This is a genomic window from Bradyrhizobium sp. USDA 4452 (genome assembly GCF_054063575.1).
Window position 1 is genome coordinate 4,196,845 of the sequence record NZ_JBSSGK010000001.1, and the last position, 15,837, is coordinate 4,212,681.

Genomic DNA, 15,837 nt, shown 5'->3' on the forward strand with positions numbered 1-15,837 from the left:
CCGCGACATGAGCATTGCATCCGAAGTTGCGGTGCAAGGCCGCGCGTCGTCGCTTGCCTTCCGTTACGCGCTGCGCGAACTGCGCGGAGGCCTGCGCGGTTTCTACGTGTTCATCGCCTGCATCGCGCTCGGCGTGATGGCGATTGCCGGCGTCGGCTCGGTCGCTGCGAGCCTCGGCGACGGCCTGTCGCGCGAGGGCCGCACGCTGCTCGGCGGCGACGTCGCATTCTCGCTGATCTCGCGCGAGGCCAAGCCCGACGAGGTCGCGTATCTGCGCACCCGCGGCGAGGTTTCGATTGCAGCCACACTGCGCGCGATGGCCCGCAGCGGCGACGGCAAGCTGGCGCTGGTCGAGCTCAAGGCGGTCGACGGCAGATATCCGATGCTCGGCGAGCTGACGCTCGAGCCGAACATGCCGGTCGCCGATCTGCTCGCCGAACGCGACGGCGTTTTCGGCGCGGCTGCCGACTCAACCTTGCTGGCGCGGCTCGACCTGAAGCTCGGCGACCGCGTCACCATCGGCAGCGCGACCTACCAGATCCGCAGCGTGGTGGCTGCCGAGCCCGACAAGCTCGCCGGCGGCGTCGGCCTCGGCCCGCGCTTCCTGATCAGCGAAGTCAGCCTGCGCGCCACCGACCTACTGCAGCCCGGCAGCCTGGTGCGCTGGATCTACCGGGTGAAGCTGCCCGACGGCGCCAACGACGATCGCGCCACCACCGCGTTGATCGACGGCGCGCGGGCTGCCGCGCCGCAGGCCGGCTGGGAGGTCCGCAGCCGCAACAACGCCTCGCCGCAGCTTGAGCGCACCATCAACCGCTTCACCCAGTTCCTGACCCTGGTCGGCCTCGCCGCCCTGCTGGTCGGCGGCGTCGGCGTCGCCAACGCGGTGAAGAGCCATATCGACCGGCGCCGCGACGTCATCGCCTCGTTCAAGGCGCTCGGCGCCACCGGCCGCGACGTCTTCACGATCTACTGCACGCAAGTGGTGGTGCTGGCCGGGATCGGCTCGGTGATCGGGCTGGTACTCGGCGCCGCGCTGCCCTTCATCATTGTCGGCCTGTTCGGCAAGCTGCTGCCGCTGCCGGTGGTGCCGGCCCTGCATCCCGACGAGCTGGCGCTCTCCTTCCTCTACGGCCAGCTCACCGCGCTGGCGTTCGGGCTGTGGCCGCTCGGCCGGGTCCATGACGTGCCGGTCGCCGCGCTGTTCCGCGAAACCGTCGCCAGCGAGTGGCACCGCCCGCGCTGGAGCTATCTCGCGCTGATGGCGGCGGTGGTCGCGCTTCTCATCGGCGTCGCGATCGGGCTCGCCTACGACAAGCGGGTGGCTTCGGTGTTCGTCGCCTCGTCGATCGCAGTGTTCCTGCTGCTACGCGGGATCGCCGAGATCCTGATGGCGGTGGCGCGGCGGCTGCCGCGCAGCCGCATGACCATGCTGCGGCTCGCCATCGCCAACATCCACCGGCCGGGCGCGCTGACGCCCTCGGTGGTGCTGTCGCTGGGTCTTGGCCTCGCGGTGCTCGTCACCATCACCCAGATCGACGGCAATCTGCGCCGACAGTTCCTGGCCGCATTGCCGGAACGGGCACCGTCGTTCTTCTTCATCGACATCCCCTCGACCGAGGCCGACCGCTTTGGTGCTTTCCTCAAGCAGATCTCTCCGGACTCGACCATCGAGGACGTGGCCATGCTGCGCGGGCGCATTGTCGCCGCGCGCGGCGTCAAGGCCGACCAGCTCAAGCCGTCGGTCGATTCGGAATGGGTGCTGCAAAGCGACCGCGGCCTGACCTACACCGGCGAAATTCCCAAGGGTTCAAAGATCGTCGAGGGCGAATGGTGGGGGCCGGACTACAGCGGACCTCCGCTGGTCTCGATGGAAAAGAAGATCGCCGATGGCCTGTCCTTGAAGATCGGCGACGAGATCGTGGTCAACGTGCTCGGCCGCGATGTGCCGGCCAAGATCGCCAATCTGCGCAACATCGACTGGCAGGGCCTCGGCATCAATTTCGTGCTGGTGTTCTCGCCGAATGCCTTCAAGGGCGCGCCGCATAGCCACGTCGCGACCCTGACGGAACCCCATGCCGGCGCCACCGATGACGCGCGCATCATCAAGCAGGTCGCCGACGCATTCCCGATGGTGACCAGCGTCCGGGTCCGCGAGGCGCTGGAGACGGTCGGCACCGTGGTCAGCAATCTGGTGCTGGCGATCCGCGGCGCCAGCGCCGTGACGCTGATCTCGGCGATCCTGGTGCTGGGCGGCGCGCTCGCCGCCGGGCACCGCCACCGCGTCTATGACGCCGTGATCCTCAAGACGCTCGGCGCCACGCGGGCGCGACTGCTCGGCGCCTACGCGCTGGAGTACCTGATGATCGGCTTTGCAACCGCAATATTCGGGGTGATCTCAGGTTCGGTCGCCGCCTGGCTGATCGTGACGCGGCTGATGACGCTGAGCTTCATCTGGCAGGCCGGCAGCGCCGCGCTGGTCGTGGTCGCCGCGCTGGTCGTCACCGTCGGATTGGGGCTGGGGGGGACGCTGCTCGCGCTGAACCAGAAGCCGGCCTCGGTGCTGCGGAATTTGTGACAATTTGTAGCGGCGGCAGCGCCGTTTTGCCTGAAAATGCTAGGCCAGAGCGACATTCGGCCGCGCGTGGAAGCTTGCGTCGGATGTGTTAATTTCCCACATACCACTCGGGTCGGATAGTCGGTTTGAATGACACGCAATTAATGTTCCGCAAACCGAGCCATCTGAGATAGATTTACGACCGGCGCCGCAAATCCCTTGCGCTCCACCGGGACCAACCACGGGAATTCGACCATGTCGGACCTAGACCGCAACTACGCTTCTCCTTTCGGCCGGGCCGCCGGGCGCATTGACGCTGCGGCCGTCGACGCCGGTCTGCGCGCCTACATGCTGCGCATCTACAACTACATGAGCATCGGCCTGGCCATCACCGGCCTTGCCGCGCTCGGCGTCTACATGGGCGCGGTGACGACCGACCAGTCCGCCGCCGTCGCCAAATTCGGCAATGCCTATCTGACGCAGTTCGGCTACGCGATGTTCGTGAGCCCGCTGAAGTGGCTGTTCATCCTCGCCCCTCTGGCGATGGTGTTCGTCATCTCGGCCGGCATCAACCGCCTGCAGCCCGCGACCGCCCAGCTTCTGTTCTGGGTGTTCTCGGCGCTGATGGGCCTGTCGCTGTCGTCGATCTTCCTGGTGTACACGCACACTTCGATCGTGCGCGTGTTCTTCATCACCGCGGCGACGTTCGGTGCGCTGAGCCTCTACGGCTACACCACCAAGCGTGACATGAGCGGCATGGGCTCGTTCCTGTTCATGGGCCTGATCGGCATCATCATCGCGAGCCTGGTCAACCTGTTCCTGGCCAGCTCGGCACTGCAGTTCATCGTCTCGGTGGTCGGCGTGCTGGTGTTCGCAGGCCTCACCGCCTGGGACACCCAGCGGCTGAAGAACGACTACATCTACGGCTACGCCTCGCAGGGTGGCGTGATGGCAGAGCGTGCGGCAATCACAGGTGCGCTGTCGCTCTACCTGAACTTCATCAACCTGTTCACGCTGCTGCTGCAGCTGCTCGGCCAGCGCGACTAAGCGGCTCGCGCCAGCCAATCGATCCAAGCCTTGCAAATCCAAGCCTTGCAAGCCCCGGCCATGCGGCCGGGGCTTTTCTTTTGCGCCGGGAAAATACTGACGATGCGGCACACGCTCGGCATGGGCTGCACAACGGTTTCCGGCGGATTGGAACGACGACCGCGTGGCCCGGATAGAGCGCAGCGCAATCCGGGACAAGTCCATCCGCTGTTATGGCAGCCCCGGATTGCGCTGCGCTGCATCCGGGCTACGAAGCGGCGAGTTTGCCGCGCCTACACCAGCGACAGCTTGCGATCGATCACGAACAGCACCCGTTCGAGCTCGTGGCCGCGGCGCAGGATCAGGCCGGTCGCCGAAATCACGCTGTACATGCCCTGCTTGCGCGCGAGCCGGGGATCCTTCTCGATCCGGTAGATCGGCATTTCGGAGGCGCGCCGGAACACCGAGAACACGGCGCGGTCCTTGAGGAAGTCGATCGCATAGTCGCGCCACTCGCCGTCGGCGACCATGCGGCCGTAGAGATTCAGAATGCGGTTGAGCTCAAGTCGGTTGAATGTCACGCGGTTGGGCTGAGGGGTCGCGGCGGCGGGACGCGCCGCGGCACGACTCCCGCTCGGATCGGTGTCCTCCGAGATCAAACTCATCGAGCGCCTCCTGTCATCCCGGTGACGATCAAGCTCCGAAGCCCGGTGCCCCCACCTTGGGATCGTCACGAGAGTGACATGATCGCGCTAAGCGAAGGACGCCGCAAGGGGCCATTCGCAATGCAACCAGCCCTTAACCACGGGCATGCGCGACGAATTGTCCGGAAAACCGAAGAGTCACGGGAACGTTAGCAGAATCATATTGCTGCCCCACTTCCGCCCATCGCCCGCCCCGCTGCCCTGCGAAAAGATAATCCTGCGTTGGCCCGGTCCTTTCGGTTCCGGATTCCTCAGCCCCCAGCCCCCCGGGGCCGTCGGGATCGGGCCTGTTCGCAGGGGAATCAAATCCCAACACTGGGCCAACGAAAGTTGGTCCTTTTTGTTTTTGGGACCCTGCTCGATCAACGCGCGATCGAGACTTGCGCAAGGCCCCGGCGCCTTGCTTCAAGAAAAACCGGACGCACGCTCGCCGCCGCGCAAGGCGGCGCGACAACACGCATGCGTCTCGACGACGCGGCCGACTGAAACTAGCGCAGCGAGGTGAATGCGGCGCCGAGCATCGGGCCCGGCTTTTCGCGATTGCCGTCCTGGACGTAGACGGCCGCGGCGTCGACACCATCGCGCGTGATGTTCTCCAGCGGCACGGTCCAGCTCCCGGACGAGCCATTCCAGTCACCGACCTTGAGGAGATTGCGCACCACGTTGTGGTAGGTGATCTCGCGGCCGCGGTTCTCGCCGCGCGCGATCGAGATCGGTACCGACTTCGAGATCGAGCAGATCCAGACTTCGCCGCGCGACGCCGCGGGCGATTTCGATGCGGCGACCGACACGTTGATCTGCTTGCCGGTGAGCGTCATCGTCACCGGCACCGACATCACGCTGCCGCTCTTCTCGGTGTCCTTGATGGCGTCCTCAATGCTGGCACGGTCGCTGCCGATCACATGCGCGGAGCCGTTAATCACGGCCTGCGGCGTGTAGACGTCGCGGTCGCCGCGCATGTGCGAATAGGCTTTCTGGCGCGCGCTGAAACGGGAATCGGCCAGCGTGTCCTTCCAGCCGAGATAGTCCCAATAGTCGATCGGCATGCTCAGCGCGATGACGTTGGGATCCTTCGCGAGCTCCCCGATGATCTTGTCCGCGGGCGGACAGGACGAGCATCCCTGCGAGGTGAAGAGTTCGACGACAGCACGCGGATCGGCGTGCGCGGGGCGGATGATCGCAACGATCGCGCAGAACCCAAGCGCGCTGGACCATCGCGAGATAGAATTATAGGCCATCATCGCTGTCATACTGCGAACCAGTCGTGATGATTTCTATCCGTAATTGTACGGAGCATGAAGTCTGTCCCTGAACTTGCGTGCCCCAAAACGCGAGAAAGCGGCCTTTTCATAGGCCGCCTTCTTTTTAGCCGCTACTCACTAAGCAGTGAGGCATCGATCACAAATCCGCGCGAGAGCGTGTCCGGAAAGTGCGAAGCGGTTTTCCCCGCGACAAACGCAAGGCGTTTGCGCGGAGATCATGCTCGAACAAGGGGCTTAGGCCGCGAGCTTGCGCAGCACGTAATGCAGGATGCCCCCGTTGCGATAGTAGTCGAGCTCGTCCAGCGTATCGATGCGGCAGAGCAGCGGGACGTCCTTCTTGCCGCCGTCGGCGGAGACGATCTCGGCCGTCAGCGTCTGGCGCGGCTTCAAATCGCCCTGCAGCCCGCGGATCGTGACCTTCTCGTCGCCCTTGAGGCCGAGCGAGGACCACGACGTGCCGTCCTGGAAGGTGAGCGGAAGCACGCCCATGCCGACCAGGTTGGAGCGATGGATGCGCTCGAAGCTCTGGCAGATCACCGCGCGCACGCCGAGCAGGCGGGTGCCCTTCGCGGCCCAGTCGCGCGACGAGCCGTTGCCGTATTCGGCGCCGGCGAACACCACCAGCGGCACGCCTTCGGCCTGGTACTTCATCGCGGCGTCGTAGATCGACATCTGCTCGCCGTCGGGCCAGTGCTTGGTCAGACCGCCTTCCGGAATATTGCCGTCAGCGCCCTTCAGCATGAAGTTCTTGATTCGGATGTTGGCGAAGGTGCCGCGCATCATCACTTCATGGTTGCCGCGCCGCGTGCCGTATTGGTTGAAGTCGGCGGGGCGCACCTGGTGCTCGCTGAGGAATTTGCCGGCGGGCGAGGTCAGCTTGATCGAACCGGCCGGCGAGATGTGGTCGGTGGTGATCTTGTCGCCGAACATCGCGAGGATGCGGGCGTCGACCACGTCGGTGACCGGATCCGGCTGCTTCTTCATGCCCTCGAAATAGGGCGGGTTCTGGACATAGGTCGAGCTCATGTTCCAGCGATAGGTCTCGCTTTCCGTGGTCTTGATCTTGCGCCAGTTGGTGTCGCCCTTGAACACGTCGGCGTACTTCTTCTTGAAGATCGTCGCAGTGACGTACTTCTTCATGAAGGCGTTGATCTCCTTGGCGGTCGGCCAGATGTCCTTGAGGAACACCGGCTTGCCGTCCTTGCCGATGCCGAGCGGCTCGACCGCGAGATCCTTGGTCACGGTGCCGGCGAGCGCATGCGCGACCACCAGCGGCGGCGAGGCGAGGTAGTTCGCCTGCACGTCCGGCGAGACGCGGCCTTCGAAGTTACGGTTGCCCGACAGCACGGCGGCGGCGACGATGCCGTTTTCGTTGATCGATTTCGAGATGTCTTCCGGCAGCGGGCCGGAGTTGCCGATGCAGGTGGTGCAGCCGAAGCCGACCAGGTTGAAGCCGACCTTGTCGAGATCGGCCTGCAGGCCGGAATTGGCGAGATATTCCGCCACCACCTGGCTGCCCGGTGCGAGCGAGGTCTTCACCCAGGGCTTGGCCTTCAGGCCCTTGGCGACCGCCTTGCGCGCCAGGAGGCCGGCGCCGATCAGCACGCTCGGGTTCGAGGTGTTGGTGCAGGAGGTGATCGCCGCGATCACGACGTCGCCATGGCCGAGGTCGAAGTCACGGCCCTCGACCGCGAAGCGCTTCGTCTCACCCTCGGGCTTCTTGTATTCGCCGACCAGCGCGGTCGCGAAACCGGTCGACACCGCCGGCAGCGCGATGCGGCCTTCGGGGCGCTTCGGCCCGGCCATCGACGGCACGACGTCGCCGAGGTCGAGCGTCAGCGTGGTGGTGAACACCGGGTCGGCCGACTTGGCGGTCCGGAACAGGCCCTGCGCCTTGGCATAGGCCTGCACCAGCTTGACGCGATCGGCCTTGCGGCCCGAGGTCTTCAGGTAATCGATGGTCGCCGCGTCGACCGGGAAGAAGCCGCAGGTCGCGCCGTATTCGGGCGCCATGTTGCCGATGGTCGCCTTGTCCGCGACCGAGAGATAGTCGAGGCCGGGGCCGAAGAACTCGACGAACTTGCCGACCACACCGAGCTTGCGCAGCATCTGGGTGACGGTCAGCACGAGGTCGGTCGCGGTGACGCCTTCCTTGAGCTGGCCCTTGAGCTTGAAGCCGACCACCTCGGGCAGCAGCATCGATAGCGGCTGGCCGAGCATGCAGGCTTCCGCCTCGATGCCGCCGACGCCCCAGCCGAGCACGGCAAGGCCGTTGACCATCGTAGTGTGCGAGTCGGTGCCGACCAGCGAGTCCGGATAGGCGACCTCGAAGGTGCCGGTCTTCTTGCCGACCGTCATCTTCTCCTTCTTGGTCCAGACCGTCTGGGCGAGATATTCGAGATTGACCTGATGGCAGATGCCGGTGCCGGGCGGGACCACCGAGAAGTTCGAGAACGCCTTCTGGCCCCACTTCAGGAACTCGTAGCGCTCCTGGTTCTGCTTGTATTCCTCGGTGACGTTCTTCGCGAACGCCTTGTTGTCACCGAAGAAGTTGACGATCACCGAGTGGTCGATGACGAGATCGACCGGCACCAGCGGGTTGATCTTCTCGGCATCGCCGCCGAGGTTCTGCATCGCGTTGCGCATCGCCGCGAGATCGACCACGGCCGGAACGCCGGTGAAATCCTGCATCAGCACGCGCGCCGGGCGGAATGCGATTTCGTGCTCGAGCTGGCGCTTCCTGAGCCACTTCGACACCGCAACGATATCTTCCTTCTTGACGGTGCGGCCGTCCTCGTTGCGCAGCAGGTTCTCGAGCAGAACCTTCATCGAATACGGCAGCTTCGAAATGCCCTTCAGTCCGTTCTTCTCTGCCTGGGGCAGGCTGTAATAGACGTAGGACTTGGCGCCGACCTTCATGGTCTTGCGGCATTTGAAGCTGTCGAGCGAGGTCATGCGAGGAATCCCAATTTTCAGTTATACCCGGCAAGGGTAACTAAACACCGGCGATCGACACTGGCCGAGGGGATGGCCTGGGTGGGTTGCGGCCGCCGATTGTGTGTGCTGCATCAAGTTCCGGGCTTATAGAACCTTTCTAGAAGCGCCGCCACACCGACAAGCGTGCGACAACGCTGCGTGACCCAAAAATTCTCACGCGGTAGCGAAAGATTTCAGAGGGCTGTGACACAACGAACCATGCGGCTCTCGGGACGAAATCTGAAATGCGTGCGCGGCGGACGCGAGGTGTTTTCCAGCCTCGATCTGTCGGCTGCGGCCGGCGAGGCGCTCGCCGTCACCGGGCCCAACGGCGCGGGCAAGACCTCGCTGCTGCGCGTCCTTGCCGGGCTGCTGGTTCCCGCCGAAGGGTCTATCGCGCTGGAAGGCGGCGACGCCGAGCTCAGCCTGCCCGAACAGGCCCACTACCTGGGCCATCGCGACGCCTTGAAGCCGGCGCTCAGCGTCGCGGAAAATCTTTCCTTCTGGCGGGATTTCCTCGGCGGCGAGACCCGCGATGCCGCCCAATGCCTCGCGGCCGTGGCGCTCGACCATGCCGCGCACCTGCCGGCGGCCTACCTCTCCGCCGGCCAGCGCCGCCGGCTGTCGATCGCGCGCCTGCTTTCGGTGCGACGGCCGGTCTGGCTGCTGGACGAGCCGACGTCGGCGCTCGACGCGGCCGGACAGGCGCTGTTCGTCGCCCTGATGCGCGATCATCTCGCGAGCGGCGGCCTGATCGTCGCCGCGACCCACCTTCCGCTCGGCATCGATGCGCGCGATCTGCGGATGGGAGGCGCGGCATGAGCGCACTGGCCGCATTGATTCGCCGCGACATCCGGATCGCGCTGCGCGCCGGCGGCGGGGCGCTGATCGGGGTGTTGTTCTTCCTCACCGTCACGGTGCTGATGCCGTTCGCGGTCGGGCCCGATCTGGCGCTGCTGTCGCGGCTCGGCCCCGCCATCCTCTGGCTCGGCGCGCTGCTGGCGAGCCTGCTGACGCTGGACCGGCTGTTCACGGCGGACCATGAGGACGGCTCGCTCGACCTCATCGTGATGAGCCGGACGCCGCTGGAACTCGCCTGCGCGGCCAAGGCGCTGGCGCACTGGATCGCCGCCGGGCTGCCGCTGATCGTCGCGACGCCGGTGCTCGGCCTGCTGCTCAATCTCGACGGCACCGCGACGCTCGCGGTTGCCGCGACCCTGCTGGCGGGAACTCCGGCGCTGACCTTCACCGGCATGATTGGCGCGGCCCTGGCGGTGACGCTGCATCGCGGCGGGCTGCTGCTCGCGGTGCTGGTGCTGCCGCTGTCGATCCCGGTGCTGATCTTCGGTGTCGCGGCCTCGCAGGCGGCGATCTCGGGACCCCTGCCCTTTGGAACACCGTTCTCGATCCTCTGCGCGTTGTCGCTTGCCAGCCTCGTGATCGGCCCGTTTGCCGCCGCCGCGAGCCTGCGGCACGGGCTGGACTGAGTTGAGCTCGATCAAATCTCGCCGAAGGGAATTCGGCCAATTGCCTGTGACACACCGGACGATTATCAGGGTGCCATGAAGCTGACCGAGACGCTGACCGACCTCGCCAATCCGACCAGGTTTCTGGCGCTGACCGCGCGCATCCTGCCGTGGCTCGTGGGTGTGACCGCGATCCTGCTCGCGATCGGGCTGTACCAGTCGGCGATGGCGCCCGACGACTACCAGCAGGGCGCCACGGTCAAGATCATGTTCATCCACGTGCCGAATGCATGGCTGTCGATGTTCGTCTGGGGCGTCATGAGCGTGGCCGCGCTCGGCACGCTGGTGTGGCGGCATCCGCTCGCCGACGTCGCTGCGAAAGCCGCCGCCCCGATCGGCGCCGCCTTCACCTTCCTTGCGCTGGTCACCGGCTCACTGTGGGGCCGGCCGATGTGGGGCACTTATTGGGAATGGGACGCGCGGCTGACCTCGGTCTTGATCCTGTTCCTGATGTATCTCGGCCTGATGGCGCTGTGGCGCGCGGTGGAGGATCCTTCGCGCGCGGCACGGGCGGCGGCGGTGCTGACCCTGGTCGGCGCGATCAACATCCCGATCATCAAATTCTCGGTCGACTGGTGGAACACGTTGCATCAACCGGCATCCGTGCTCCGGATGGGCGGATCGACGCTCGACAAGGCGTTCCTGTGGCCGCTGCTGGTGATGGCGATCGCGTTCTCGCTGCTCTTCATCACGCTGCACCTGGCGGCGATGCGCAACGAGATCCTGCGCCGGCGTGTGCGCAGCCTGCAGATGATGCAAGCCAGTCGCGTCACGTTTACGAGCGAAACGTCCGCCGGCCCAAAAGAAATCGGGGCGGCGTAGCACGATGTCGCTTGGCCCCTACGCGTCCTTCATCGTGACGTCCTACGCACTGGTCGCGGCCGTCGTGCTGCTCTTGATCGTCTGGATCATCGCCGACTATCGCCGGCAGCAGGCGCGCCTCAAGGAGATCGAAGCCAGCGGCGTCACGCGCCGCTCCGGCCGCAGCGCGGCGGATATCAGATGAGCGAGCAGGCGACCAACAGTCCGCCGCAAGCCCGCCGCCTGTTGGTGGTGCTGCCGCTGGTGGTTTTCCTCGCCCTCGCGGGGCTGTTCCTGCTGCGGCTCTATGGCGGCGATCCCTCGAAAATCCCGTCGGCCCTGATCGGCCGGCCGGCACCGCAGACCGTCTTGCCCGCGCTCGACGGCCTCGTGAAGGATGGCGCGCCCGTCCCCGGCCTCGATCCCGCGGCCTTCAAGGGCAAGGTCTCGATCGTCAACGTCTGGGCGTCCTGGTGCGTGCCCTGCCACGATGAGACGCCGCTGCTGACCGAGCTCGGGAAGGACCAGCGCTTCCAGATCATCGGCATCAACTACAAGGACTCGCCCGACAACGCGCGGCGCTTCCTCGGCCGCTACGGCAATCCGTTCGGCATCGTCGGCGTCGACGGCAACGGCCGCGCCTCCATCGAATGGGGCGTCTACGGCGTGCCCGAGACCTTCCTGGTCGGGCGCGACGGCACGATCGTCTACAAGCTGGTCGGCCCGGTGACGCCTGACAACGTCAACACCGTGCTCAAGGTCGAGATCGAGAAGGCGCTACGCGCGGACAAGTAGTCGCGTCGGCACGCCGTGACTGGCGAACCTGAAGTGCGCATGAACGACGCGAGCAAACACCTGCGGCATAATACTTCGACACATTTATCTGCGGTTCATTTCGCGGCCACGGCAACGCCATGAACGCACCCCCAACTCAGTGACGTTGACATCAACGTTCCTCTGGAGGGGACATATGCGCAAGACCACGCTCGCCTCACTTCTCGCTACCGCACTCACGCTCGGCCTGATGACGGCCACACCGTCGATGGCCCAGTCGCCGCAGCCGGCCGCGCCCGCCGCCAAATCCGAGAGCCACACGGCGCCAGCGCCGAAAACGGCGGCGCCCGATCTGAAGACGACGGGAATGGCGAAGGACGACCTGCTCGACATCAACAGCGCCAGCCCTGACCAGCTCGACGCGCTGCCCGGTGTCGGCAAGGCCTATTCGGCCGCGATCATCAAGGGCCGCCCCTACAAGGGCAAGGATGAACTGGTGCAGAAGCACATCCTGCCGCAGGCGACCTACGACAAGATCAAGGACAAGATCGTCGCCAAGCAGAAGAGCTGAGCTCTGAGCCTCGAACGCAGCGCGGCGCAATCCCCGCGCTGCGTTCCGATCTATTTCCGCAGGTCGCCGGCTTCCGCCTCGCTGGTTTCCAGCGAGACCGGCTCCAGGTGATAGCGCTTGGTCAGCGGCATCTGGGCGATGGCGAAGATCATGGTCAGCGGCGTCACGCCGAATACCTTGAAGTTGACCCAGAAATCCGTGGTCTGCGTCCGCCAGACGATCTCGTTGAGGATGGCCATGCCGGCGAAGAACAGTGCCCAGCGCATGGTGAGGATGCGCCAGCCCTGCGGCGTCAGATTGAACATCTGGTCGAACATCACGGCGATGAAGGAGCGGCCGAACAAGAGCCCGCCGCCGAGCACGGCCGCGAACAGGCCGTAGATGATGGTCGGCTTGACCTTGATGAAGGTCTCGTCGTGCAGCACCAAGGTCAGGGTGCCGAACACCAGCACGATCGCGCCGGTCACCAGCGCCATGATCGGCACGTGTTTGGTCACCACATAGGACGCGATCATGGCGGCCACGATCGCGACCATGAACGCAGCCGTCGCGACGAACAGATGGTACTTGGCGTTCGCGACGAAAAACACGAGCAGGGGCCCGAGTTCGGTCGCAAGCTTGAACAGCGGATGCGGCTGGGTCTTGTCCATTAACTCTCGATTCCGGCAATCGCCTTGGCAAAATCCTTCGCGGTGAAGGGCGCAAGATCCTCGACGCCTTCGCCCACGCCGATGAAATGCACCGGCAGCTTGTGCTTCTCCGACAGCGCGACAAGGATGCCGCCGCGCGCGGTGCCGTCAAGCTTGGTCATCACGAGGCCGGTGACGCCTGCCGTACGATGAAATGCCTCGACCTGCGACAGCGCATTTTGTCCCACCGTGGCGTCGAGCACGAGCAGCACCGCATGCGGCGCCGACGCATCGACCTTCTTGATGACGCGCACGACCTTTTCGAGCTCGTTCATCAGCTCGGACTTGTTCTGCAGCCGACCGGCGGTGTCGATCAGCAGCACGTCGCGCGCCTGCTCCTTGGCCGCCGTCAGCGCGCTGAAGGCGAGGCTTGCCGAATCCGAGCCCTGGGCACCCGCGATCACCGGCGACTTGGTGCGCTCGCCCCAGACCTTGAGCTGCTCGATCGCCGCGGCGCGGAAGGTGTCGCCGGCGGCCAGCATGACCTTGCGGCCCTCGGCAGAAAATTTCGCGGCCAGCTTGCCGATCGTCGTGGTCTTGCCGGAGCCGTTGACGCCGACCACCAGGATGACGAACGGCTTCAGCGTCGCATCGATCTCGAGCGGCTTGGCCACCGGCGCCAGCACCTTCTCGACCTCGGTCGCAACCACATCCTTCACCTCGTCGGCAGAGATCGCCTTGTCGTAGCGGCCCTTGCCGACCGCCTGCGCAATGCGGACCGCGACATCGGTGCCGAGGTCGGCGCGCAGCAGCACATCCTCGATGTCATCGAGCATGGCCGAATCGAGCTTGCGCTTGGTGACGAGGTCGGCGACCGCGGTCCCGATCGAACTCGAGGTTCGCTTCAGGCCGCCTTTCAGGCGCTGCCACCAGCTCTGTTTTGTTCCCGTGGTATCGTTCATGGCGCGGACGTGTTAGCCGTTTCGGCTCACAAACGAAAGTCTCGACGAATTGATCGATGTTCCCCAATTGACCGCGGAAGAAATCCTGGGCCGGGTGCTCCACCGCGACGGCCTGATGCTGGTCATCGACAAGCCGGCCGGCCTGCCGGTGCACCGCGGCCCCAAGGGCGGCCCCAATCTGGAGGCCTCGTTCGACGCATTGCGGTTCGGCCTGCCGCGGCCGCCGGTGCTGGCGCATCGGCTCGACAAGGACACCTCCGGCTGCCTCGTCCTGGGACGCCACCGCAAGGCCACCGCCTCGCTCGGGCTGCTGTTCAAGCACAGCAAGATCTCCAAGACCTATTGGACCGTGGTCGAGGGCGGCCCGACCGAGGACGAAGGCGCCATCGACATGCCGCTCGGCCGGCTCAACGCCGAACGCGGCTGGTGGCAGAAGCCGGACCCGGACGGGCAGAAGGCGATCACCAACTGGAAGGTGCTGGGCCGCGGCGAGGGCATCGCCTGGCTCGCGATGGAGCCGGTCACCGGCCGCACCCATCAGCTCCGGGTGCATTCGGCGGCGATGGGCTGGCCGATCGTCGGCGACAATATCTACGGTAACGGTCCGCGCTTCGGCGAGCCGACCCTGCATCTGCATTCGCGCGAAATCGGCATCCCGATCTCCCGCAACAAGGACCCGGTGCATGTCGTCGCGCCGGCGCCGGCGCACATGCAGGAGCGGCTCAAGGCCTGCGGCTGGAACGGCGAGTAGCGCGCTTTCCAGTGGTGGAGCTTCCTCCGGGATTCTACTGATCGTTATCCTTACGAAACGTTCAGGTCCGCTCGATAAAGCTGCAAACCGGCTTAGAACAAGCAATCGGACGGGCTCAGGACGAGCAATGCTGGCTGCCGGGCAGGCAATTGTCGACGAGGTCGAGGCTGCGATACGCGCCGGCTCCGCCGAAAAATGCATCGCGACGGCGAAGCGCGTCACGGATCTCTTCCTCCACTCCGCCGGCAGCTTCAACAGCGAGCAGATCGAACTGTTCGACAATGTGCTCGAGCGGCTGGTCAAGACCATCGAGCTGCGCGCGCTCGCCGAGATCAGCGCCCGGATGGCGCTTGCCGAGATCAGCGAGCAGCTCGCCCCGGTCGCGCAGGCACCGCCCACGATCGTTCGCCGCCTCGCCAGCAACGACGAGATCCGGATCGCGCGGCCGATGCTGCAGGAGTCCTCGCGCCTCAGCGCCGAGGACCTGGTCGAGATCGCGCAGACCAAGAGCGAGCAGCATCTGCTCGCCGTCGCCGGCCGCTGGTGGCTGAAGGAAGTCGTCACGGATGCGCTGCTGGCCCGTCGCTTTGCCAGCGTGAGCCATCGCCTCGTCACCAATCCCGGCGCCAAGGTATCGCCGGACGGATTTGCCGTCATCCTCGCGCAGGCAGAGCACGATCCGGTCCTCGCAGTCGAGACCGGCATCCGCGCGGACCTGCCGGCGGAGCTCCGCCTTCAGCTCTTGCGTCGGGCCACGGAAGAGGTGCGCGGCCGCTTGCTGGAACGTGCCCCGCCGTATCTGTACGAGGAAATCCGGCACGCGATCGCCGCGGTCGCCGCCGGCGTCGAGCGCGACATGTCGCAGGTCCGCGATTTCACCGCAGCCAGACGCCACATCGCAAAGCTCAAGGACAGCGGCGAGCTCGACGAGGCCGCCCTGCTCGGCTTCGCCAGGCAGCGAAAATATGAGGAGACCATCGTTGCGCTGGCGGACCTCGCGCCGTCGAGCATCGAGGTGATCCGCTCCCTGATGCAAAGCCTGCGCAGCGAGGGCCTGCTGGTGCCGTGCCGGGCAGCGGGCCTGAGCTGGGAGACCACCGCCGCGGTGATGGAATGCCGCTACACCACCGGCTCGATGGGCCCCGTCGAACTCGCCAATGCGAAGAGCCAGTTTACGAAATTGACCCGCGCAAACGCCGACCGCCTGCTGCGGTTCTGGCAGGTTCGCGCCTCGCATTCGCCAAGGCCCGGCAGCCGCGCGCACTGAGAACGTCGTGTGCGATGTCGCGACCGAAATA

General features: G+C 65.6%; 15 protein-coding genes. 10 read left to right on the plus strand and 5 right to left on the minus strand.

What is annotated here, in order from left to right; genetic code table 11:
• Positions 1-7 precede the first annotated feature (7 nt).
• Both ACVISU_RS20100 and ACVISU_RS20105 read left to right on the plus strand, forming a co-directional pair.
• The gene (locus tag ACVISU_RS20100; RefSeq protein WP_456708070.1) at positions 8-2,578 is read left to right on the plus strand and encodes an ABC transporter permease; all 2,571 of its coding nucleotides are present in this window, start codon (positions 8-10) and stop codon (positions 2,576-2,578) included.
• A 234-nt stretch (positions 2,579-2,812) separates the two neighbouring features.
• Positions 2,813-3,604, plus strand: coding sequence for a Bax inhibitor-1/YccA family protein (locus ACVISU_RS20105; protein WP_021078796.1), 792 nt, complete (start codon positions 2,813-2,815; stop codon positions 3,602-3,604).
• A gap of 272 nt (positions 3,605-3,876) precedes the next feature.
• Here the strand turns inward: ACVISU_RS20105 and ACVISU_RS20110 are convergent, their stop codons facing one another.
• The 3 genes from ACVISU_RS20110 to acnA all read right to left on the minus strand — a co-directional run bounded on the left by ACVISU_RS20110 (position 3,877) and on the right by acnA (position 8,504).
• Entirely contained in the window at positions 3,877-4,248 is a 372-nt protein-coding gene (locus ACVISU_RS20110) for a DUF2794 domain-containing protein (protein ID WP_050400886.1), read from the minus strand.
• Positions 4,249-4,775: 527 nt separating this feature from the next.
• On the minus strand, positions 4,776-5,537 hold the full coding sequence (locus ACVISU_RS20115; RefSeq protein ID WP_050400887.1) for a DUF1223 domain-containing protein: 762 nt from the start codon (positions 5,535-5,537) through the stop codon (positions 4,776-4,778).
• A gap of 246 nt (positions 5,538-5,783) precedes the next feature.
• Positions 5,784-8,504 (minus strand): aconitate hydratase AcnA, encoded by a 2,721-nt coding sequence (gene acnA, locus ACVISU_RS20120; protein WP_050400888.1) that lies wholly within the window; start codon positions 8,502-8,504, stop codon positions 5,784-5,786.
• A 240-nt stretch (positions 8,505-8,744) separates the two neighbouring features.
• On the opposite strand from acnA, the gene ccmA reads away from it, so the two are divergent.
• The 6 genes from ccmA (at position 8,745) to ACVISU_RS20150 (ending at position 12,197) form a co-directional block, all read left to right on the plus strand.
• Positions 8,745-9,347: a heme ABC exporter ATP-binding protein CcmA gene (gene ccmA / locus ACVISU_RS20125; protein WP_456710866.1), complete on the plus strand. Its 603-nt coding sequence runs from the start codon at positions 8,745-8,747 to the stop codon at positions 9,345-9,347.
• On the plus strand, positions 9,344-10,012 hold the full coding sequence (gene ccmB / locus ACVISU_RS20130) for a heme exporter protein CcmB (RefSeq protein WP_456708071.1): 669 nt from the start codon (positions 9,344-9,346) through the stop codon (positions 10,010-10,012). The genes ccmA and ccmB overlap by 4 nt, the downstream gene beginning before the upstream one ends.
• A 75-nt stretch (positions 10,013-10,087) precedes the next feature.
• Positions 10,088-10,873: a heme ABC transporter permease gene (locus ACVISU_RS20135; protein WP_050400891.1), complete on the plus strand. Its 786-nt coding sequence runs from the start codon at positions 10,088-10,090 to the stop codon at positions 10,871-10,873.
• 4 nt (positions 10,874-10,877) lie between these two features.
• On the plus strand, positions 10,878-11,057 hold the full coding sequence (gene ccmD / locus ACVISU_RS20140; protein ID WP_050400892.1) for a heme exporter protein CcmD: 180 nt from the start codon (positions 10,878-10,880) through the stop codon (positions 11,055-11,057).
• Complete coding sequence (locus tag ACVISU_RS20145) at positions 11,054-11,647, plus strand: DsbE family thiol:disulfide interchange protein (RefSeq protein WP_456708072.1); 594 nt, start codon at positions 11,054-11,056, stop codon at positions 11,645-11,647. Before ccmD ends, ACVISU_RS20145 begins: the two co-directional genes overlap by 4 nt.
• 175 nt (positions 11,648-11,822) lie before the next feature.
• Positions 11,823-12,197 (plus strand): ComEA family DNA-binding protein, encoded by a 375-nt coding sequence (locus ACVISU_RS20150; RefSeq protein WP_456708073.1) that lies wholly within the window; start codon positions 11,823-11,825, stop codon positions 12,195-12,197.
• Positions 12,198-12,247: 50 nt separating this feature from the next.
• Here ACVISU_RS20150 and ACVISU_RS20155 read toward each other — a convergent pair whose 3' ends face one another.
• Both ACVISU_RS20155 and ftsY read right to left on the minus strand, forming a co-directional pair.
• Positions 12,248-12,847 carry a septation protein A gene (locus tag ACVISU_RS20155; protein ID WP_050400895.1) on the minus strand — a complete coding sequence of 200 codons (600 nt, stop codon included), beginning with the start codon at positions 12,845-12,847 and terminating at the stop codon, positions 12,248-12,250.
• Positions 12,847-13,788 (minus strand): signal recognition particle-docking protein FtsY, encoded by a 942-nt coding sequence (gene ftsY / locus ACVISU_RS20160; protein WP_063695658.1) that lies wholly within the window; start codon positions 13,786-13,788, stop codon positions 12,847-12,849. Before ftsY ends, ACVISU_RS20155 begins: the two co-directional genes overlap by 1 nt.
• A 49-nt stretch (positions 13,789-13,837) precedes the next feature.
• Here ftsY and ACVISU_RS20165 point away from each other — a divergent pair, with 49 nt between their 5' ends.
• Together ACVISU_RS20165 and ACVISU_RS20170 are read left to right on the plus strand one after the other, a co-directional pair.
• Positions 13,838-14,539, plus strand: a complete 702-nt coding sequence (locus ACVISU_RS20165) for an RluA family pseudouridine synthase (RefSeq protein ID WP_050405627.1) — start codon at positions 13,838-13,840, stop codon at positions 14,537-14,539.
• 127 nt (positions 14,540-14,666) lie between these two features.
• Positions 14,667-15,806, plus strand: coding sequence for a DUF2336 domain-containing protein (locus ACVISU_RS20170; RefSeq protein ID WP_456708074.1), 1,140 nt, complete (start codon positions 14,667-14,669; stop codon positions 15,804-15,806).
• Positions 15,807-15,837: the final 31 nt, after the last annotated feature.